Raw genomic sequence first — 21313 nt, 5'->3', positions numbered from 1 at the left:
CGAAACCTGTTAAAACAAAACAGCGCCAATTTAGGCGCTGTTTTTGTTTGTTGTCTTAGCTATCTCAAAGAAAGCTAATACATTAAGCGATAAAAATCTGTGCCAGTGCGTAGCCTAAGCAACATGCGCCCACGACACCGATCAAACCAACCGACATGAATGAATGGTTGAAGTACCACTTACCAATCTTGGTGGTGCCAGAAACATCGAAGTTTACTGTTGCGATATCTGATGGGTAGTTCGGGATGAAGAAGTAGCCGTAAACCGCTGGCATCAAGCCGATAAGCAGGGCTGGGTCTAGTCCTAATCCAAGCCCAACAGGCAGCATCATACGTGCAGTAGCGGCTTGCGAGTTCACCACAACCGATACAATGAATAGCGCTAGTGCAAACGTCCATGGGTAGTTGGTCACCATTTCCACGATGCCAGACTTGAACTGAGGCATTGCGTATTGGAAGTAGGTATCCGACATCCAAGCGATACCGAAGATAGCAATCGCCGCCACCATACCCGATTTGAATACCACGCCGTTTGGCACATCACGTGGGTCAGTTTTAGTCGCCAGCAAAATGATACCGCCGAAGCAGAGCATCATCATTTGGATGATCACCGACATCTTGATTGGCTTGTCGCCGTCAACGATGGTTCTGATCTCAGGCACCATCGCCACGATAACAATCACCACAATCGACAATAGGAAAATCAAAACCGCATTACGAGCCGAGGTTGGCAGCACTTCATCCAAAGACGTCGCAGTAGTGCTTTCGATACGCTTTTTCCACTCAGGATCTTTTAGACGAGCTTGGTATTCAGGATCGTCATTCAGTTCTTTGCCGCGTTTCAAGCTGTACAAAGAAAGCAAAAACGTACCAAATAAGGTTGCAGGTACCGTCACCATCAAAATGGAAAGCAGAGTAATAGAATGTTGAATATCAGAAAGCTGCGCGAGGTAGTACACCACAGCGGCTGAAATTGGAGATGCGGTAATAGCTAGTTGAGACGCAACTGACGCTGCCGCCATTGGACGCTCAGGACGAATACCGTTCTTCAGTGCAACATCGCCAATGATCGGCATGATGGAGTAAACCGCGTGGCCAGTACCCAATAAGAAAGTCATCGAGTAAGTCACGAACGGAGCTATCAGGGTAACGCGTTTCGGGTTCTTTCTAAGCACCCTTTCCGCCACTTGCAGCATGTATTTCAAACCACCTGCCGCTTCGAGAATCGAAGCACAAGTAACAACGGCGAGGATGATCAGCATCACGGTGACAGGTGGAGACGTTGGTGGCATCTTGAAGACAAACACCTCGATAACCAAACCAATACCAGAAACAACACCTAAGCCAATACCGCCATACCGAGATCCGATATAAAGGACGACTAATAAAAATAGAAACTCAAAATACAACATAAGCAACCCTGCTAAAAATGTGGACTAATGTTATTTTCTCCCTAAGCTCAGCCATTTACTTATTGCTTGGTCACACTATGATTGCAGGCTCCCGGTAATTGTTTTTTATAAGATTATGGTCACGTAAACCGACCTGTAAGTTTATGAAATGTAATAAGAAGCCAGACGCACAAGCTAGATTTGTTATGTGGAATAATCATAATTGTTTCTGTTAGATCTGGATGGCCTATAAAACACAAGGCTCATAACTGAACGATATTATCTCAACCACAATCAATCACATTTAAAGTCATGCAGAAGCATATTGCCGAGCCGATTGGATATATTCTTACTGAACGTTGACTCGCCTATCACTAGACACTATGTCAAAATACCCGCCCTCACGATGACAACACATTAAGAACCACGGATATGAATTTTCAAGCTGCTATTTTTGATATGGATGGGCTGCTGCTCGACACCGAGCGACTTTGTATGCAAGTTTTTGAAGAAGCATGTCATGCGCAAGGTGTTCCGTTTTTGCAGGATGTTTACCTAGGCATCATTGGTTGTAACGCAAAAACCATCGAACAGATTTTTCGAAATGGTTACGGTGAAGGGTTAGATTACCCAGCGCTGAATAATGAATGGCGCACCCGCTACAGTGCAATTGTTAAAAACCAAGCAATCCCGGTAAAAGATGGCGTGATTGAGTTACTTGAATGGCTAAAATCGAATGACATTCCAATCGCGGTAGCGACCTCCACTCAGCTTGATATCGCAAAGAAGAAGCTTGAGCTGGCTGGCCTAGATTCGTACTTCACCTCACTAAGCACAGGCTGCGAAGTGACTCATGGCAAACCTCACCCAGAGATCTACTTATTGGCGGCAGAACGCCTAGGGGTTGCACCTGAAACTTGCTTAGCGTTTGAAGATTCAAACAACGGTATTCGCGCATCAATGGCAGCCAACATGATCAGCTTCCAAATTCCAGATTTGGTTGAGCCTTGCGAAGAAGTAAAAGCGCTTGGCCACACCATCAGCCCATCGCTGCATCATGTATTGGCGCAGCTGCAACAAGCCACTGCATAAGCTCTGATTACCGTTAATAGCGCTTTAATCAACACAGAATAACCTTTCTATTAAGCCGACTCACTGAGTCGGTTTTTTTTGTGGGTATTCCTTTTATAAAAGATAAAAAATCGCGCTAGAAACTGTTACAGTCGATGTGAAACGATGGAAATCGAGAAGCAATATTGATAATGGAGAAAGGGACGCGTGATAGAAAAATTTGAAAGCCAACTGCTTGATTTTGCACAGCAAGAGATGACACAAGATGCAGCGCACGATATCAGCCATATTAAGCGCGTAGTCAAAACCGCCAAGGCTTTGTGTGCTCAAGAACAAGCTAAGCTTGAAGTCGTGCTGCCCGCCGCTTACCTTCATGATTGTTTCACCTTTCCCAAGAATCACCCAGACAGAGCCCAAAGCTCACAAATGGCAGCAGACAAGGCGATCTCTTTCCTCAAATCTATCGACTACCCCGCGTCCTATCTTGATGAGATCCATCATGCCATTGTCACGCACAGCTACAGTGCCAACATCACACCTGAAACCTTAGAAGCTCAGATCGTCCAAGATGCCGATCGCCTTGATTCTCTCGGTGCAATTGGTATCGCTCGCTGTTTGTATGTGGGTCAGAGCTTTAACGCTGAACTGTATAACCACGAAGACCCGTTCGCTGAACATCGTGACTTAGATGACAAGCATTACAGCGTCGACCACTTCTACGTTAAGCTGTTTAAGCTCGCTGAAACCATGAATACAGAATCCGCTAAGTTAGAAGCCAACAAGCGCACCGATTACATGCGTGGCTTTCTTGAGCAGTTGGGCACGGAAGTTTAGCGGTTTAGAAAAAGAGACACGCGATAAGGAAGAGACAAGGATATGGAAATAAACCGCTTTAAAGCCTCCGATGCCAATGAGATCGTCACTTGGTTCACATCACTCGAAGACTATGTACTGTGGGGCGGACGAACCTTTGGTTGGCCGTTAGAAGCCGCCTCCATCATCGAACGCTCTCAAGAGCCTCAAGTTGAGCTATATACCTTCTCTGAGTCTAGTGCTCTCTCTGAACTGAATTCGAACGGCAATAACTCAGAACTGATCGGGTTTATGGAGTTTCAACGTATGTCAGACAGTGAACTTCGATTCTGCCGAGTGGCCATTCACCCAAACCAACGAGGCAAAGGGTTTGGGCAATCCATGATAGAAAGTGCATTAGACGCTGCGAAACAAATCCCTGATGTCACCACCATCAGCTTGGCGGTCTTTCAACAGAATATCGGAGCAAAACGTTGCTACGACAAAGCTGGCTTTCAAGTGGTCGACAAAGAACCCAAGTTCAAAGAATTCAATGGCAAAACCTGGCCTCTATATCAAATGGAATTAAAGCTTAGCTAGTTCGTTTTAATTACTAGATTTGACCCCATATCATTAAGCATTGGCTACATACTCAAGATACACAGATGTAATTTGGAACCTTCATGACTCAAGAAAAATTCGATACTATTTACCAACGTGCAGCTCACCGCAAAGGCGGAGCGGCCGAACTCGAAAAAATTATTCGTGCGCCCCTTTCACAAGCCGAGCTATCACAAATCACCGACGATCGTTGGCTAGCCGCCTTTACTGAAAAAGTATTCCAGTGTGGTATTTCATGGAATGTAGTGAGGAAGAAATGGCCGCAATTTGAAGAAGTGTTCTTTGAATTCAATATCGAAAAAATGCTGATGCTGCCGAATGAAATGTGGGAACAAAAAGCGCAAGACCCGCGCATTATTCGCCACCTCACTAAGGTGATGACCATCCCTGCCAATGCCACCATGATCCACAATGCTAAGCGTGAGGCGGATTCCTTCTCACAAATGGTTGCCGACTGGCCATCAGAACGTATCACTGAACTTTGGGATTATCTGAAGAAACACGGCAAGCGATTAGGCGGTAACACTGGTGCCTACACTCTGCGCCAAATGGGTAAAGATACCTTCATCTTGTCATCAGATGTTGAAGCACACCTACGCAGCACAGACGTGGTTGATAGCGGTCGTAACACCAAGCGAGCACAACTGGCAGCGGGTAAAGCCTTCAACGAATGGCAGCAACAGTCAGGTCGTAGCCTGAGCGAAATCAGCCAGATCGTGGCGTACAGCTGCGGCGATAATCGAGTTTAGTTGGATTAGAAATGGCTTAAAGCTCAAGATTGCACACAGTTCCCTGCAAACTAAATGTTATAAGTCATTAACAAATAAGCGTGCATCGCACTTTCATCCAGTGGCATTGTATAGATAAATGTATACAATGTAGAGTAATACTCATGAATTATTCTCGACCAACCCAACTCGACTAAACAAGGGTCCTTATCTCTATGACAGTTCTCAAAAACTCTGTCTCCAAAGGTGTAAAAACGAAAGTAACAGGCCAGACTCAAGACGATGTTGTTTACTGCCATATCTTCGACGCGATACTAGAACAAAGGCTGCCACCAGCCACCAAATTAAGCGAAGAAGCGTTAGCAGAAATCTTTAGCGTTAGCCGCACCATTATCCGCCGTGCCTTACTGCGTCTTTCTTTAGAACAAGTTGTGGTGATCCGTCCTAACCGAGGAGCCGTGATTGCTGCGCCAACGGTTGACGAAGCCAAACAAATCTTTAAAGCACGTGAAGTGATGGAAATCGCTATCACTGAGCTGGCGGTGAAAAACGCAACCAAAGCTCAAATAGAAGAATGCAGAAAATTAGTCGCGAAAGAGAACTGTGCTTTCGACCAAGGCGATTACGGCTCTGGCCTACGTTTGTCTGGTGAGTTCCACATCAAATTGGCTGAAATGGCAGAGAACGCGCCACTGCTGGCTTTCCAACGCAGCTTGGTATCGCAAACTTCACTGCTGATCGCTCAGTACGAAACGGGCAACCACTCGAACTGTTCTCTAGACGAACACTCAGGCTTACTGGATGCGATAGAGTCAGGCAATGAACAACAAGCCGTAGAGTTGATGCAAGAACACCTAAGCCATATTCGTTCGAAGCTCAACCTAGACAGCAGCACAGCTTCTAGTGATCTGCATGTCGTGTTCTCAGATCTGCTTAAGAGCAAGTCATAGAAGATTCAACAAGCGCTTAATAACCATCCGTTAACAACTTTTTGTTAACAGCTTTTTGTTAACAGCTTTTTGTTAACAGCTTTTTGTTAACAGCTTTTTATTAACAATACAGGAGAGAAGTAAGCCTTAGTGTTTACTTCTCTTTTTTGTGCCCTCTCCCCTAAAAATAAAGACGACGATCGGCTCACATCCATCTAAAACACTGTCTATTCTAGCCTCAACAACGATCTTAGCCTCTACAGAATCACTCCCAACAGTGCCATAAATCTTGTCTTTATCTTGTATACATAGCTATCCATTCATTCACACCATAAAACTGTTCAATCTCAATCCAAACCCTTATAAAACAGACGACTATGACCAAAATTAAATTGTATACAATTCACGACAAGCCATCTTTGTTACATTTTTGTAAATAAATAGTTGACCGCAGGGTCAGGATGGATAATTATTGACCTAGAAGTCAAAAAGAATACACATGGAAATATGTCGATTTACAAGGAGGTCTCTTGATTACTTTTTTGCTCAATCAGGAAATAAGACGCGAAGATAATCTGTCGCCAAATATGACAGTGCTCAACTACCTTCGTACCAAGATAAATAAGACGGGTACAAAAGAAGGTTGTGGGTCGGGCGAATGTGGCGCATGTACGGTAGTTCTGGGTGAAGTGGTTGATGGACAACTGCAATACCGCTCGGTGAACTCTTGCCTTACGTTCGTTTCAGCGCTGCATGGCAAGCAACTGATCACAGTAGAAGATCTGCAAAATCGAGATCGCTCATTGCACCCAGTGCAAAAAGCGGTGGTTGATTTTCACGGTTCACAGTGTGGTTACTGCACGCCGGGCTTCATCATGTCGATGTTTGCGCTAGGCAAAAACAAACCCGATGCGAGCAAAGAAGACGTCATGGAATCACTGGCGGGTAACCTATGTCGTTGTACAGGCTACCGACCAATTGTTGATGCTGCGATGTCACTTTCAACAGACCAACCTTTGATCGACCAATTTGCTGAACTTGAACGCAACACCATCAAGAAGCTAGAAAGCATTCAAGACACTGAGGCCAACTTACGCCTTGGTCACCTCACCGCTTTTTCCCCAAAAAGCACCGATGAGTTGGCCAAGCTTTTTCAAGCCCACCCGAACGCTAAGCTGGTTGCTGGCGGTACGGATTTAGCGCTGGAAGTGACGCAATTCCATCGTGAGATTGAAACACTGATCAGCGTGAACCTTGTTGAAGACATGAAGGTATGTGAAGAGACCGACACCGATCTAATCATTGGTGCCAACCTGCCTATCAGTGATTCTTACTCACTATTGAAAAAACACTACCCAGATTTTGGTGAACTGCTGCATCGCTTTGCTTCACTGCAAGTGCGTAACCAAGGCACCATCGGCGGTAATGTAGCGAATGCTTCGCCTATCGGTGACACCCCTCCTCTGCTGATTGCCCTTAACGCAAAGATCAAACTTCGTTGCGGTGACGAGTCACGCACCATGCCGATTGAAGATTACTTCATCAGCTACAAAGTGACGGCGCAAAAAGAGAGTGAGTTCATTGAACAGATCATCATTCCTAAGCCAACTAACGACAGCTTCCGAGCTTACAAACTGTCTAAACGTTTAGACGACGACATCTCTGCGGTGTGTGGTGCGTTTGATATTCAAATCGAAGACGGCAAGGTTTCTTACGCTCGTATCGCTTTCGGCGGTATGGCTGCAACACCTAAGCGCGCGGCGCGTTGTGAAAATACGTTATTAGGCAAACCATGGACAGACGCTAATATTAAGTTAGCGATGCAGGAACTGTATAACGACTTTGAGCCGCTATCTGATTTCCGTGCCAGCCAAGAATACCGTTCATTGTCGGCAGCCAATATGTTGCGTCGTTACTTCATTGAACAGCAGAACAAAAACAACCAAATCGAAACAAGGGTAACGTCTTATGTCTAAATCACACGAGCATGCGATGACCCACGAAGAGATGGTTACCATTGCAAAACAAGACCTAAAAACTGGCGTAGGTAAAAGCGTTAAACACGATAGTGCAGCCAAGCAAGTCACGGGCGAAGCGGTGTACATTGATGACCGCCTAGAGTTCCCAAATCAGCTGCACGTCTACGCACGCCTGAGCACTCAAGCACACGCGAATATCACCAAAATAGACCTGTCACCGTGTTACGAATTCGAAGGCGTGGCGATTGCCATTCAAGCGAAAGACGTACCGGGTGAGCTAGATATCGGCGCCATCCTACCGGGTGACCCACTGCTTGCAGACGGCAAAGTAGAATACTACGGCCAACCTGTGATTGCCGTGGCTGCCAATGATTTAGAAACCGCGCGTAAAGCCGCACACGCTGCAATCATTGAATACGAAGAACTCCCTGCGATTCTTGATGTAAAAGAAGCGCTAGAGAAAGAGCACTTCGTAACAGAAAGCCACACTCAACAACGTGGTGACTCAAAAGCAGCACTGGCAAAAGCAAAACACGTGATCTCTGGTGACCTAGAGATCGGTGGCCAAGAGCACTTCTATCTAGAGACTCAAATCAGTAGCGTAATGCCAACCGAAGACGGCGGCATGATCGTTTACACCTCGACTCAAAACCCGACCGAAGTTCAAAAACTGGTTGCGGAAGTGATTGGCGTGCCGATGCACAAAGTCGTGATTGATATGCGTCGCATGGGCGGTGGTTTCGGTGGTAAAGAGACCCAAGCGGCCTCTCCAGCGTGTATGGCTGCGGTTATTGCCCACCTTACAGGCCGACCTACAAAAATGCGTTTGCTGCGCAGTGAAGACATGCAGCAAACCGGTAAACGCCACCCGTTCTACAACCAATATACGGTCGGTTTTGACGACAATGGTGTAATTCAAGGTGCCGACATTACCGTTGCAGGTAACTGTGGTTACTCACCAGACTTATCAAGCTCTATTGTCGACCGTGCGATGTTCCACTCAGACAACGCTTATTACCTAGGCGATGCGACAGTGGTCGGTCATCGATGCAAAACCAACACAGCATCGAACACCGCTTACCGTGGCTTTGGTGGCCCGCAAGGCATGATGACCATTGAACACATCATGGACGAGATTGCGCGTTACCTGAAAAAAGATCCTTTGGAAGTACGTAAGGCGAACTACTACGGCGAAGAAGGCCGTAACGTGACCCATTACTACCAAACCGTTGAAGACAACTTTTTACCTGAGATAACCGAACAGCTTGAACGCAGCAGTGACTATCACGCACGTCGTAAAGACATTGCCGAGTTCAACAAGCAGAGCCCTATCTTGAAGAAAGGCCTTGCGATCACACCAGTGAAATTCGGCATCTCGTTTACTGCGACTTTCTTGAACCAAGCAGGTGCGCTCATCCATATCTACACCGATGGCAGTATTCATTTGAATCACGGTGGTACGGAAATGGGGCAAGGCTTGAACATCAAAGTGGCACAAATCGTTGCACAGGAGTTCCAAGTCGATGTCGAACGTATCCAGATCACCGCTACAAACACAGACAAAGTTCCGAACACATCACCAACCGCAGCCTCATCGGGCACCGACCTCAACGGTAAGGCCGCGCAAAACGCCGCAATGACCATTAAGCAGCGCCTGATCGACTTCGCTTCTTCGCACTTCAAAGTGTGGCCTGAAGAGGTGGTATTTAAGAACGGCATGGTGCAGATCCGCGATGAGATCATGACCTTCAACTCATTTGTTGAACTGGCTTGGTTTAACCAAATCTCGCTTTCGAGCACTGGTTTCTACCGCACTCCGAAGATCTATTACGATCACGAGAAAGCGCGCGGTCGCCCTTTCTACTACTACGCATACGGAGCATCTTGTTCAGAGGTTATCGTCGATACCCTAACCGGCGAGAACAAGATTCTGCGTGTCGATATTCTGCATGATGTGGGCGCTTCATTGAACCCTGCGATTGATATCGGCCAAGTCGAAGGTGGCTTTGTGCAAGGTGTTGGTTGGTTAACGACGGAAGAGTTGGTTTGGAACCAGCAAGGCCGCTTGATGACCAATGGCCCAGCGAGCTACAAGATCCCTGCAATTGCTGATATGCCAATTGATTTCAGAACGCACCTTTTAGAAAACCGTAACAACCCAGAAGACACCGTATTCAACTCGAAAGCCGTGGGTGAGCCACCTTTCATGTTGGGTATGTCGGTATGGAGCGCACTGAAAGATGCCATTAGCTATGTCGCCGTCGATGGCGCGATTCCTAAGCTCAACACACCTGCGACACCAGAGCGTATTCTGATGGCGATTCAGGAAGTCACTGAAACGGCTCCGACTTCGGTCGATGTTCAATCAGAAACGGCTTAATAAGGCTCATGATAGCTTGGGAAGTATAGAAGGGATTTAGGAGGACGTATGTTTAAGGATAATTGGATTCACGAACTGGCAAAACTGGAAGAGAACTACGAACCGTGTGTGATGGTGACGGTTCTTGAAGACAGAGGTTCCGTTCCACGCGATGCGGGCACCAAAATGCTTGTCACTCGTGACCGAATCATCGCTACGATTGGTGGTGGTCACCTTGAACATGTGGCCACTAAAATGGCTCGAGAGATGCTGATTGCCAGTGAAAAATCGCTCAAAGTGGAACGCTTCAACCTAGGTGCTCGTTTAGGCCAATGTTGTGGCGGAATGGCAACGTTAAGCTTTGAACCGATTGGCACTCAGCAGAACCACCTTGTGCTGTTTGGCGCAGGCCACGTTGCCAAAGCGCTGCTGCACATTGTCGCAACCCTACCCTTCCGTGTGACCTGGATTGATGAACGTGAAGAAGTGTTCCCTGAAACGCTGCCACACGGTGTTAAAAAGCTTGTCTCAGACGACCCAGTCGGTGAAGTGAAACACATGCAACCAAACAGTTATTACCTTGTGATGACCCACAACCACCAGCTCGATTTTGACCTAACCAAAGCCATTATTGACCGTGAAGACAGCCGTTACTTTGGCATGATCGGCTCGCTTACCAAGCGTAAGAAGTTCGACTTCCGCTTAGAGCAGCGCGGCTACAGCCAAGAACAAATCGAAACCATGCTTTGCCCGATTGGCATTAGCGCCGTGAATGGCAAACATCCTGCCGAAATTGCGGTATCGGTTGCGGGTGAACTGATCGCACACTATCAAGGCCAAGCGCTTGAACAAAAGCGCCCAACCAAACAATATCGAAATCAGGGTTTGACCGATCAACACAGTCAACCAAGCGACGTAGGCGAACCACCATTGGAAGAGAAGATCGCCTAACACAAGTCGCAAAGCTTCAGTGGCCATAACGTCGCTGAAGTCATTAAAAGGAAGTAAACATGACAACGCAACGCAAAGCTTATCGCGCCAGTATTTTACACAGCGTCGCCGACCCAAAAGACGTCGGCATCGATGAGTCTTACGACTATTTTGAAGACGGTGTTTTAGTGGTTGAGAACGGCCATGTCGTCGACTTGGGCCATGTCGACGAGGTATTGGCTCGCCAACCTAAAACACTCGAAGTCAAAGAATACAAAGACAAGCTGATCACCTCTGGCTTTATTGATACGCACATCCACTACCCTCAAACAGGGATGATCGCGTCTTACGGTGAGCAACTTCTTGATTGGTTAGAGAACTACACCTTCCCAGAAGAAAAGCGCTTCAAAAACCCAGTCTACGCACACAAAGTGGCGAAGCTATTCCTAGACGAACTAGCAAGCAACGGCACAACCACGGCACTCGTGTTCGGCACGGTACACAAAGAGTCGGTTAACGTTTTCTTTGAAGAAGCTGAGAAGCGCAACCTACGTATGATTGCGGGTAAGGTTTTGATGGATCGCAATGCGCCTGATTACCTCACCGACACGCCAGAATCTGGCTACGCCGACTCCAAAGAACTGATTGAGAAATGGCACAACCGCAGGCGTTTGCTTTATGCCGTGACACCTCGTTTCGCGCCAACCAGTACACCAGAACAATTGGCTACCGTTGGTAAATTGCTAGAAGAGTACCCAGATGTGTATATGCACACGCACCTTTCTGAAAACGAGAAAGAGATTGAATGGGTAAAAGAACTGTTCCCAGAGCGCGACAGCTATTTGGATGTGTATGACCACTATGGCCTACTGCACAAACGTTCGGTTTTCGCCCATGGCATTCACTTGTCTGATTGCGAATGTAAGCGCCTAGCCGACACGGAATCTGCCATTGCTTTCTGCCCGACCTCTAACCTGTTCTTAGGCTCAGGTTTATTCCGATTACCAGAAATGGAAGAGCACGGCATTCGTGTTGGTATGGGGACTGATGTCGGCGCAGGCACTAGCTTCTCAATCCTACAAACCATGAGTGAAGCCTATAAGATCATGCAGCTTCAACATAAGAAATTGCACCCAGCTAAGTCGCTATTCTTAGCCACATTAGGTGGTGCACGTTCACTGCATTTAGAAGACAAGATTGGCAACTTGGAAGTAGGAAAAGAAGCCGATTTCGTGGTGTTGGACTTACACGCCACACAATTGATGCGCTTTAGAATGGAACAAGCGACCAAGCTTGAAGAGAAGCTATTTGTATTGATGAGCCTGGGTGACGACAGAACCGTCAGCGAGACTTACATCTACGGCGAGAAAGCCTACGATGTGAATTTCAAAGATTATCAAAAGCTCGTTAGCTAGACTGAAAACCGAGTAACAATCGCTAGACAGCGACAGCCGTCGTTAATTAAAAATCCGTCCAGATTTATCTAGCCTTGAAAGACCAGTTGCTGATGCCACTGGTCTTTTTTGTGCTTCATTCAAAGAAATATAAATTAACCGTTCACAAACAACGATCTTCGGTGACGCCAAGTCATTATATTGATAGGTTAATGTTTATACATATCGACTTCATACTTCACTTTAGCGTCTCTCTAAAACATTCGTTTCTCAGCTAAATGGAAGCACTCAATCTAGAAAGGAATTCTATGTTCGAACAGGTCGTCAGCATTCTGTTTCCCGTTTTTGCTTTAGCCAGTGCTGGCTTTGCGGTGGGTCGTTGGCTCAAGCCCGATTTCAAACCGATCAATCGCATCAACATGGATGTGTGTATTCCTGCGCTAGTGTTTGCCTCGCTGACCACCATGCCTCTCGACACCGAACAACTGCCACTCATCACCGCCTCTTTGGTCGCGGTGTTGGTGCCCGCTTTATTGATGATACCAATCTGTAAGATCTTTAAGCTCAACTTCAAAGCTTGGGCGCCGCCACATATGTTCCGCAACAGTGGCAACCTGGCCATTCCCCTGTTCACCTATACCTTTGGTGAGAGTGCATTAGCCCCTGCGGTATTGCTGTTTGTGGTATCGGCATGCGTGCACATTAGTGTCGGTTTAGCGCTACTAAGCGAAGGTAATCCGATCAAACAGATCCTCAAGATGCCGATATTCTTAGCCGCAGCATTAGCGATGACGCTCAACCTGTCTGGCATTGCAGTATGGAATCCAATCTACGAAGCCACTTCACTGCTTGGACAAGCTGCTGTCCCAATTATGCTGTTGTCGTTGGGTTCGCAAATGGTGAACTTGAAGCTAAGCGGACTCAAAGTTGGCTTGCTGTGTACGGCTCAATCGCTGTTTACTGGTGCCATCGCCTTCGCCATCATCTACTTCTTTATCCCGCTGCCAACGCTGCACCTACAAATGATGGTGCTGTTCACCATGCTGCCACCTGCCGTGATGAACTACCTGTTCGCTGAACGGTTCAATGTCGAGCCGCCTAAAGTCGCATCTATGGTGTTGTTCGGCAACTTCCTAAGTGTGGTTACCTTGCCTATTTTACTGTCGTTCGCGCTGTCTATGTCGAGTTAATTGTTTACGCACTTATCCAGTTTAAGCTCTGCCGTCACTTTAGTAAGGCGCAGAGCAATAGCGAAACAGACTAAGTAAGGACTCACATACCAGAAGAGGCTTTCTAATGGCTGCTTCACCTGCGCTTCTCTGGTTTTTATGTATTGGTTTTTCTGCTTCTCATACTGACTCAGCATACCATCCACCCACACGGCATCGCTTTCAACCAGCGACACGCTCGGCGCAGGAACCGTAAAATCCGATGCGTTGGGTAACAAGGTGAAATCGACATCTTTGAACGTGATCGCCGTGTTCAAATACCATAAACACGCCTCATGGTGTTGCCCGTGAGAGTCCAAAGATGGCTGACCTGTACAGATGTCGCTTCTTAATTTATCCAAAGAAAACTGCTGAACCGATTCTAAAATCGCCACCGCTCTAGTTTGTTCGGTTTCAACCCAATCACCCGCTACTTTCGCACGAATCTCAGACACTGCACCCAGCATCCCGATACCCGCCAAGAACGGCCATAAATAATCCATAAGCTTCCATTTGCGTCGGCTCAAGTTGAACCCACACCAAATCGGAAGATGAAAAAGGAGCGTTAGCCCAAGCGATAGCAAAACGAAATTCAAAGAGCTAGAGAGCATGAGTTCGCTATCAAAGAAGTTCTTCATAATGAGAGACTTGCCTGTATAACAAAGAGAAATTTGATACTAAATTCGATATTTGAAAAGAGTGTAAGAGGAAAGTAAAAACAGCACAAAAAGTTAGGATTTGGATGAATAATATCCAATCGAAACTTGTTGTTATTTCAAAGCCAACACATGCTCGATAAAAGCCGACTTCTTTTCGCGGTATTCATCTTGTGGCCAACCTTCACAAGACATTTTGAGGGTGTTGTATTGCTCCACTAATGCCGGATTCGCACGTAGCTTGTCACGAAACCTTAGAAAACATTCGAACTCAGAACCATTGGCAACTACTTGCAAGGCCACGTCATGTCCTGATGTAGACTCCAACATGCACAGCTCCGGCGTTCTTAAGGTATCGAGTTTCTCATTGAAGCCGAGTGTTGTGAGTTGTTCAATGGCGTACTCAAGTTCACTCGATTCAATACCGACGAATATATCCAAGTCGCCTTTAGATACTGCAGATGGAATAGAAGATGCACCTACGTGCTCAACTCTCGCGTTAGGGATTAGCTTTTTGATGTCACGTTCGTATCGGATAAACAGCTCGTTGCAAGCTGCTTGGTATTGTTCCGCGGGATAAAATTTCATATATCCTTACTCCGAATCACAAACTATTGAACACACCAATTGCTAACAGAAGCAACACGATGCTAATAGCTCCGATATAAGAGATTCTGGTTCGCTCTTTTTCAGTTGGAATCAATGGGGGGAAGCGCCCCAATGTGAATACTTTACAAACTATCCAGCCAGCTCCGTAACCAATGAACTCAATCAATATCGACTGAAACAGATACCTAAAGAATGAGCTCAATGCCCTAAAATACGCGACTATCAAGTCTTCCATTTTTTGTCCTAACTAAAGTCAATTTGGACTAAAAGTGCCATGGGTAGAGATTCATATCAAGAACCTTATACAGGACTGCGCACGCAATGAATCAGTTTAAACGTAAGTACTTACTATCGACATGCAATGACTCACAGAGCTTCCTTGCTAAACGATATAGCTAAAAGACTGTAAGCCACCTATGCGAGATACCAAGCTTAAGTAAGTTCTCTTCAGCTGTTTTTATCTCGCTAGCTACCCATAATCGTATTTAATAACGCTTCAAAATCTACGCTTGATACGCCCTCAATAACTTCATTAAGCCAAGTTGTGACAGTCGCAATATTGGCTATTGAAGATAATTTCCTGGAAATAGAAGACTTCTCTATTTCTTGTGTACGTAGTTCTTTATCTGGAATGCTAGCGAATTGATTTAGTTCATTCGCAAACCCTAGCCTTTCTTGAGGTTTTGATTCAGACAACGCTTGAAGAAATTTTTCATCGGTTGAGCCAGCAACAATCCCCATGCCATTGTTAAGGAAAGTAGTTGTATCCATTTCAACTTCTACACCTTCTCCTAAAAGCATACCGATACCATTTTCTTCAAAATGGCAATCGCTCATCTTAATCGTTGTTTTCGGGTGTTGAGTTGAAGTTGGTTTCTTTCTAAATGGAATAACGTTACTCATTAATGGTTTCCTATATGCCTAGGTCAAGTTTAGGTGGATGCACACTTGATATTTCAATACAGCTTTAACTTTAATAAGAATAATCAAGTAAAATTGTTAGCATAGGTAACATAAAGATTTGATTACACCAAAATACTTAATAAAACCCAATTCTTCGAACTCTAAACCACATATGCACCTAGAGTCACCAACTGAATGATAATTCTGCATTTCCTTTGTCCAAAAACAAAAAGCCCCGGTTATAGGAACCGGGGAAACAGGGTGGGATGAGTTTGGCGCGTGCCCGAAACCAAACTCTCCCCAAGCCTCACCTAAGACTCATGCTCTTAGGTAAAGGATTCACATCATTATTGAAGCGTAGCGCCTTGCTCTACCCAAGTGCCGATCAGTGCGCGTTCTTCGTCAGTCATTTGAGTCATGTTGCCGAGCGGCATCACCTTAGTTGTTACGGTTTGAGCAACAATCCTTGGGACGTTGGCTTTGATCTCTTCTGGCGTATCAAACATCACACCACCTGGCGCAGCAGCAAAAGCGGCGTGGCTCGGGGTTGATGAGTGACACACAGAACAGCGCTCTTGAATGACTTTGTTGATGGTTTCAAAGCTGACGCCTGCGCTAGCAGTTTGCATTGCGTGGTCTGCTGGTGCGGCCTGAGAACTAGTCGTTGAAGCGGTGTCGTTTGCAGCAAGTTCTTCTGTCGCTGATTCAGTCGCGCTGACTTGCACTTCTTGAACCACTGGTGCTTGCACAACCGGAGTCATCTGCTTTTTCGCATAAGGTGAGGTAACAAACGCGAGCGTGATCATACCCAATGCCGCTACAGGTATTGTCCATGCAAACTTCTGACTACCATGACGGGTGTTGAAGTAGTGACGCACCAAGATACTGAAAATCGCGAGGCCAGCAAGGATCAACCAGTTGTATTCCGAGCCGTAAGTGCTTGGAAAGTGGTTACTGATCATGATGAACAGCACTGGCAGTGTCATGTAGTTGTTGTGACGAGAGCGCAGTAGGCCTTTCGCTGGCAGTGCCGGATCCGGTTCACGCTTCTCTTCAATCGCTTTCACCAAGTTGCGTTGTGCAGGCATGATAACGCGGAATACGTTACCCACCATGATGGTACCAATGATCGCACCCACGTGGATGTAGGCACCACGACCACTGAACACTTGAGTTAGGCCGTACGTAGCAGCAACGAGCAGCACAAACAACACAACGCCAAGTAACACGGGGGTTTTACCTAATGGTGAGTCACACAGTAAGTCATAGATAAACCAACCGGCAACGAATGAACCAATACCAATCGCGATTGCCGTTGTTGAATCAAGGCCAGAGCCCGGTGCAATCAGGTAAATCTCAGCGTTGAGGTAGTAAACCACACCCAGCAGACACACACCGGTGATCCACGTGAAGTAAGCTTCCCATTTGAACCAGTGCAGGTGCTCTGGCATCTCTGGTGGCGCAAGTTTGTACTTCTCTAGGTGATAAATACCACCGCCGTGAATTGCCCATAAGTCGCCTGAAAGGCCAGTTTTTGGGTTTACTCGGTTAAGGTTGTTCTCTAACCAAACAAAGTAAAATGATGCGCCTATCCACGCAACACCAACAATCATGTGAGCCCAGCGTATTGCTAAATTCAACCATTCTGTAATATGCGGATCCATAATAAACTCCTGTATCACAACGCTTTAGCTAAGCGTTGCTCTTCCTTATTGTCGTCCGTTGGCAAGTCGTCCAAATGCAATGCCACGCGATCGCTGTCGAAATAAACTTCATCACAGTTATGCCCCTCGCCGCCTCTATCGACGATCAAGAACTGGTCTTGTTCGGTGAGAGCGAGAACTGGGTGATGCCACACCCCTTTGTGATAGTTCACTCCTTGACGACCGTTGCTCAAGAAAGCTCGGCTATTGGCTAATGTTGGATCGTCGCCTTTTGGCGCAACAACAATTAAATAGGGTTGACCAAGTAATGGAATGAATGCCTGAGAGCCAAGTGGATGACGCTCTAACATTTTGATGGTCAGTGGGTAGCTCAACGGTGTGGCTTGGAAGATGCTGATGATGGCTTCTCCATCTTGGTCTTGCACATCCGTTGTCGCTAGCTTGTGGTAGCGACGTGTTGATCCACTGTTGATCATGAAGAAATCACTATTATCGGACTCGATAACATCGCCAAACTCTGCAAAAGCCTGCTTGGTTAACGGTTCGATGGATAAACGACGTATTCCATTACTCATACTCATTTCCTTACCTATTTCGCTTTCGTACCAAACAGACGCAAACGGCTGATACCACCATCTGGGAATATGTTTGCACGTACGTGGGTAATCGCACCAAGGTCGTTTACCTCAGAAATGAATTCGTGAATTTCGTGCGCTTGCAGCTTTTGTGCAGGCAACAGTTCACGCCAGAATAGGCTTTGTGTTTCTACTTGGTCGTCGGTACCGCCCTTCACATAAGCCGCTTGAATTGAGCAGCTATCTGGGTAGTTACCTTTGAAGTGGGCTGTATCAACAACGATGCGTTCGATGTTACCTGGGTGGCCTAGTGCCACGATAACCCAGTCGTTACCCGGTGTACGACGACGTGCTGTTTCCCAGCCATCACCCATGTTTTCACCGCGGCCTGGGCCTAAGATGTTGGCTTTGTTGCCGTAGTGCTCATCGCTACATGCGAGTGCTCGGCCACCGTGTTCAACCGATGCTAGGTCAACTTGTTGCTGAGAATCAATTGCGTCCCAATCTACACTTGGTCGGCCATAAACACGTAGGCGTGCGACACCGCCATCTGGGTAGATGTTCAAGCGTAGGTGCGTAAATACTTGGTCACTTTCAATCGCTTCAAGATGATGATGATCACCTTGTAATGCCATTGAAGGCAGAATTTCTTGCCACTCTGTTGAGTCTGTTGGCTCACCTTGTGGTGAATAACACGCGTCAATTGATGCCGAAGGTGGAAAGTTACCTGTGAAGAATGAGGTATCAATATCAACGCCAGCAATGGTGCCAGCTAGGCCAAGGCGAACGACACAGTAGTCGTAACCTTCACCGCGTTTGCGTCTGCTTTCCCAACCGTCCATCCACTTGCCGTTGTCGTCGTATAAGTCGTCTTTCCACTCTGGTGCTGCATGGCTGAGTAAACGGCTTTTATCGGCGAAAAAGTCGTCGGTTGCGAACGTAGCTTCTGCGCCGAGTTTTTCGTCTGCAAGGTTTATGTACTGTTCAAATTTATGGGTCATGTCCGTGTAATCCTATGAAATTAATCAAGTAATAATAAAATGAGAACTTAGTGGCTTATGTTTTTACAAATCAAACCTTTAGCGCACTAAGACTGGGCTGAGATAGCTGTTAACTCCGTTAACTTACATATCCCAGAGACGAAACATCGCGATCTTGTTGATCTCTTGAATCGCCGTAGCAAACTCAGTTTCACTATCATTTCCTAATCGCATCTCGAACGACTCAAGAATTTGGTAACGATTGGCTCCCTTCACCGCCATGATAAAAGGGAAATTGAAGCGACTTTTGTAGCTGTTGTTGTAAGAAGTGAATTTTTCAAATTCTTCGGCGCTGCACTGGTCGATGCCCGCCCCCGCTTGTTCTTTGGTCGACGACTCGGTGAGTTCGCCGTTTACTGCTGCTCTGCCCGCTAAATCTGGGTGAGCATTGATCAAAGCCAACTGTTTGCCTTGGTCGGCATTTAACAAGGTTGATGCCATTTTTAGATGAAGATTCTCGATATGATCATCTTCGGCATTCAAACCTTGGTCATACACCACTTCTGCAACCCATGGGCTGTGCTCGTACACATCAGCGAAGTGAGCGACAAAGGTATCGCGGTCCATGGTTGTTGGTTGGCATGATCGAAATTCAGTCACGTTAAGCCTCCTTGCTTCACTGCTACTTTTGCTGTTGATGATTAGCGTTATTTGGTTGATATGGATGATGTTGGTGCCAGTGGTTGGCGATATCGATTCGACGACATAACCACACGCTGTCGTGCTGTTTTACGTAGTCTAAGAAACGTCTTAATGCAGCAATACGACCGGGGCGACCAATCAGACGACAATGCAACCCAACCGACATAATTTTCGGTGCGGTTTCGCCTTCCATATAAAGGGTATCAAACGTGTCTTTCAGATATTGGAAGAACTGCTCACCAGAGTTAAAGCCTTGCGCCGTTGAAAAACGCATGTCGTTCACATCAAGTGTGTAAGGGATCACCAATTGCGGATGACCAGTCTCGGTGTGCCAATAAGGCAGGTCATCATCATAGGCATCTGAGTCGTAAAGAAAGCCGCCTTCTTCTGCGACTAAGCGACGCGTATTTGGACCTGTTCGACCTGTGTACCAACCTTGTGGGCGTTGACCCGTCACTTGTTGGATGATCTCGATCGCTTTGGTCATGTGGTCGCGCTCTTCAGACTCATCAATGTATTGATAGTCGATCCAGCGATAACCGTGGCTACAGATTTCATGCCCCGCTTCGACCATGGCTTTGGCAACCTCTGGGTGACGCTCAATCGCCATTGCAACCGCAAAGACGGTCAGTGGGATTTCATATTCATCGAACAAGCGAAGAACACGCCATACACCCGCACGGCTACCATATTCATAGATGGACTCCATGCTCATGTGACGTTCGCCTTTGATCGGCTGTGCTGACGGGATCTCTGAAAGAAAGGCTTCAGACTCGTCATCTCCATGTAACAAACAACGCTCACCGCCCTCTTCATAGTTCAATACAAAAGAAACCGCGACGCGCGCATTACCTGGCCATTGAGGGTTTGGAGGGTTAGCTCCGTAACCGATCAAATTTCTTGAATAATCCTTATTCATCCAAGTACTCCTAACATAAGTGGTTGGCTTAGCCGCTCTTTAAGTGAGTCACCAAATGATTCAACCAAATGGATTCTCGATAAACAGAGCAACCTTACCCCTGTACATTTATTGTATACAATTATTTATCTCAATGTAAAGATTTTGTTATTCAAGTTAAATTTACGCACTATTACTAATTAAAAACAACAACTTAATAAAACCAAAACTCACCAAAAAACGATAATCAAGATCTATAAAGTCAGAAAAAACGACACAATAGTTAACATTTTTCCAACAATTCGCTTTACTAATTGTGTACAGTTCGTACATAGTTAGTGATAACAAAGTGACCAGTTGCATTCTTTGCAAGGTCGAAACAGACAGATAAACCACGGAACAGAGGAGCGCCAAAAGCGCTATTAAAGGACTATGGGAAGATTAACAACACACGTATTAGACACGACTCACGGCTTACCGGGTGCAGAGATCAAGGTAGAGCTTTATAAGGTCAATGAAGACTCAACAGAAAAGCTGGCGACGGTAATCACGAACTCCGATGGCCGAACCGATGCGCCGATTCTGGCAGGGAATGATTTCCGACCGGGGAAATATCAATTGGTGTTCTACGTTGCGGATTACTACAAAAGCAAAGGTGTGGAATTGGATGGTGTGCCTTTCCTAGACGATGTGGTTATTCGTTTCGGCTTAGATGATCCAGAAGCGCATTATCACGTTCCTCTTCTCGTCTCGCCTTACAGTTTCTCAACCTATCGGGGCAGTTAGTCTCGTGACCTAGAGCTTCGAACTAGGCTCAATCACCAAATCATAAACAAATTCACGTGTACATCCCAAAAGGTGTGCACTCACTAGGGCGTGTTGATCTTTCGTGAGTGTTTTTTGAACAGCATGGTAAAGAGTTATA

21 protein-coding genes are annotated in these 21313 nt (G+C 46.3%); 11 read left to right on the top strand and 10 right to left on the bottom strand.

Translation table 11 applies throughout. The features are described from left to right. Positions 1 to 82: 82 nt before the first annotated feature. Entirely contained in the window at positions 83 to 1411 is a 1329-nt protein-coding gene (locus tag AB6E30_RS09900) for an anaerobic C4-dicarboxylate transporter (protein ID WP_010432780.1), read from the bottom strand. A 411-nt stretch (positions 1412 to 1822) separates the two neighbouring features. Between AB6E30_RS09900 and AB6E30_RS09895 the strand changes: the two genes are divergently transcribed. From AB6E30_RS09895 to AB6E30_RS09850, 10 genes are all read left to right on the top strand, one after another. After that, positions 1823 to 2482 carry an HAD family phosphatase gene (locus AB6E30_RS09895; protein ID WP_017064987.1) on the top strand — a complete coding sequence of 220 codons (660 nt, stop codon included), beginning with the start codon at positions 1823 to 1825 and terminating at the stop codon, positions 2480 to 2482. A 186-nt stretch (positions 2483 to 2668) separates the two neighbouring features. Beyond that, positions 2669 to 3295: an HD domain-containing protein gene (locus AB6E30_RS09890; RefSeq protein ID WP_372103405.1), complete on the top strand. Its 627-nt coding sequence runs from the start codon at positions 2669 to 2671 to the stop codon at positions 3293 to 3295. 42 nt (positions 3296 to 3337) lie between these two features. Continuing rightward, positions 3338 to 3853, top strand: coding sequence for an N-acetyltransferase (locus AB6E30_RS09885; protein WP_102320853.1), 516 nt, complete (start codon positions 3338 to 3340; stop codon positions 3851 to 3853). Between the two features lie 83 nt (positions 3854 to 3936). Next, positions 3937 to 4623: a DNA-3-methyladenine glycosylase I gene (locus AB6E30_RS09880; RefSeq protein WP_108185318.1), complete on the top strand. Its 687-nt coding sequence runs from the start codon at positions 3937 to 3939 to the stop codon at positions 4621 to 4623. A gap of 194 nt (positions 4624 to 4817) precedes the next feature. After that, positions 4818 to 5552 (top strand): GntR family transcriptional regulator, encoded by a 735-nt coding sequence (locus tag AB6E30_RS09875; RefSeq protein WP_017061609.1) that lies wholly within the window; start codon positions 4818 to 4820, stop codon positions 5550 to 5552. A gap of 509 nt (positions 5553 to 6061) precedes the next feature. Next, entirely contained in the window at positions 6062 to 7507 is a 1446-nt protein-coding gene (xdhA, locus tag AB6E30_RS09870; protein ID WP_372103402.1) for a xanthine dehydrogenase small subunit, read from the top strand. Next, positions 7500 to 9890 carry a xanthine dehydrogenase molybdopterin binding subunit gene (xdhB, locus tag AB6E30_RS09865; RefSeq protein ID WP_372103400.1) on the top strand — a complete coding sequence of 797 codons (2391 nt, stop codon included), beginning with the start codon at positions 7500 to 7502 and terminating at the stop codon, positions 9888 to 9890. The genes xdhA and xdhB overlap by 8 nt, the downstream gene beginning before the upstream one ends. A gap of 48 nt (positions 9891 to 9938) precedes the next feature. After that, the gene (xdhC, locus tag AB6E30_RS09860; protein ID WP_136982330.1) at positions 9939 to 10820 is read left to right on the top strand and encodes a xanthine dehydrogenase accessory protein XdhC; all 882 of its coding nucleotides are present in this window, start codon (positions 9939 to 9941) and stop codon (positions 10818 to 10820) included. Between the two features lie 59 nt (positions 10821 to 10879). Then, complete coding sequence (guaD, locus tag AB6E30_RS09855; RefSeq protein ID WP_372056039.1) at positions 10880 to 12214, top strand: guanine deaminase; 1335 nt, start codon at positions 10880 to 10882, stop codon at positions 12212 to 12214. A gap of 287 nt (positions 12215 to 12501) precedes the next feature. Beyond that, positions 12502 to 13383 (top strand): AEC family transporter, encoded by an 882-nt coding sequence (locus AB6E30_RS09850; protein ID WP_004732869.1) that lies wholly within the window; start codon positions 12502 to 12504, stop codon positions 13381 to 13383. On the opposite strand, the gene AB6E30_RS09845 is transcribed toward AB6E30_RS09850, so the two are convergent. From AB6E30_RS09845 to puuE, 9 genes are all read right to left on the bottom strand, one after another. Then, positions 13380 to 13904: a hypothetical protein gene (locus tag AB6E30_RS09845; RefSeq protein ID WP_136982328.1), complete on the bottom strand. Its 525-nt coding sequence runs from the start codon at positions 13902 to 13904 to the stop codon at positions 13380 to 13382. The genes AB6E30_RS09850 and AB6E30_RS09845 overlap by 4 nt on opposite strands. 267 nt (positions 13905 to 14171) lie before the next feature. Further along, a complete protein-coding gene (locus AB6E30_RS09840) occupies positions 14172 to 14645 on the bottom strand; it encodes a GrpB family protein (RefSeq protein WP_137002188.1) in 474 nt (157 codons plus the stop codon). A 16-nt stretch (positions 14646 to 14661) separates the two neighbouring features. Further along, entirely contained in the window at positions 14662 to 14901 is a 240-nt protein-coding gene (locus tag AB6E30_RS09835; RefSeq protein ID WP_017086627.1) for a hypothetical protein, read from the bottom strand. A gap of 230 nt (positions 14902 to 15131) precedes the next feature. After that, entirely contained in the window at positions 15132 to 15569 is a 438-nt protein-coding gene (locus tag AB6E30_RS09830; protein WP_004732861.1) for a hypothetical protein, read from the bottom strand. A gap of 347 nt (positions 15570 to 15916) precedes the next feature. Beyond that, complete coding sequence (locus tag AB6E30_RS09825; RefSeq protein WP_061037654.1) at positions 15917 to 17233, bottom strand: urate hydroxylase PuuD; 1317 nt, start codon at positions 17231 to 17233, stop codon at positions 15917 to 15919. Between the two features lie 14 nt (positions 17234 to 17247). Then, entirely contained in the window at positions 17248 to 17808 is a 561-nt protein-coding gene (locus AB6E30_RS09820) for an ureidoglycolate lyase (protein WP_017083066.1), read from the bottom strand. 14 nt (positions 17809 to 17822) lie between these two features. After that, positions 17823 to 18809: an allantoicase gene (gene alc / locus AB6E30_RS09815; protein WP_136982325.1), complete on the bottom strand. Its 987-nt coding sequence runs from the start codon at positions 18807 to 18809 to the stop codon at positions 17823 to 17825. A gap of 123 nt (positions 18810 to 18932) precedes the next feature. Next, the gene (gene uraD, locus AB6E30_RS09810; RefSeq protein WP_371724933.1) at positions 18933 to 19448 is read right to left on the bottom strand and encodes a 2-oxo-4-hydroxy-4-carboxy-5-ureidoimidazoline decarboxylase; all 516 of its coding nucleotides are present in this window, start codon (positions 19446 to 19448) and stop codon (positions 18933 to 18935) included. A gap of 22 nt (positions 19449 to 19470) precedes the next feature. Continuing rightward, positions 19471 to 20409: an allantoinase PuuE gene (gene puuE, locus AB6E30_RS09805; protein ID WP_137002191.1), complete on the bottom strand. Its 939-nt coding sequence runs from the start codon at positions 20407 to 20409 to the stop codon at positions 19471 to 19473. A gap of 411 nt (positions 20410 to 20820) precedes the next feature. On the opposite strand from puuE, the gene uraH reads away from it, so the two are divergent. Then, positions 20821 to 21174: a hydroxyisourate hydrolase gene (gene uraH / locus AB6E30_RS09800; RefSeq protein WP_004732855.1), complete on the top strand. Its 354-nt coding sequence runs from the start codon at positions 20821 to 20823 to the stop codon at positions 21172 to 21174. Positions 21175 to 21313 lie beyond the last annotated feature (139 nt).

It is taken from the genome of Vibrio sp. 10N.247.311.12 (genome assembly GCF_041467515.1).
GTDB lineage: Bacteria > Pseudomonadota > Gammaproteobacteria > Enterobacterales > Vibrionaceae > Vibrio > Vibrio crassostreae_C.
This window is presented reverse-complemented; position numbering and strand designations above follow the sequence as displayed.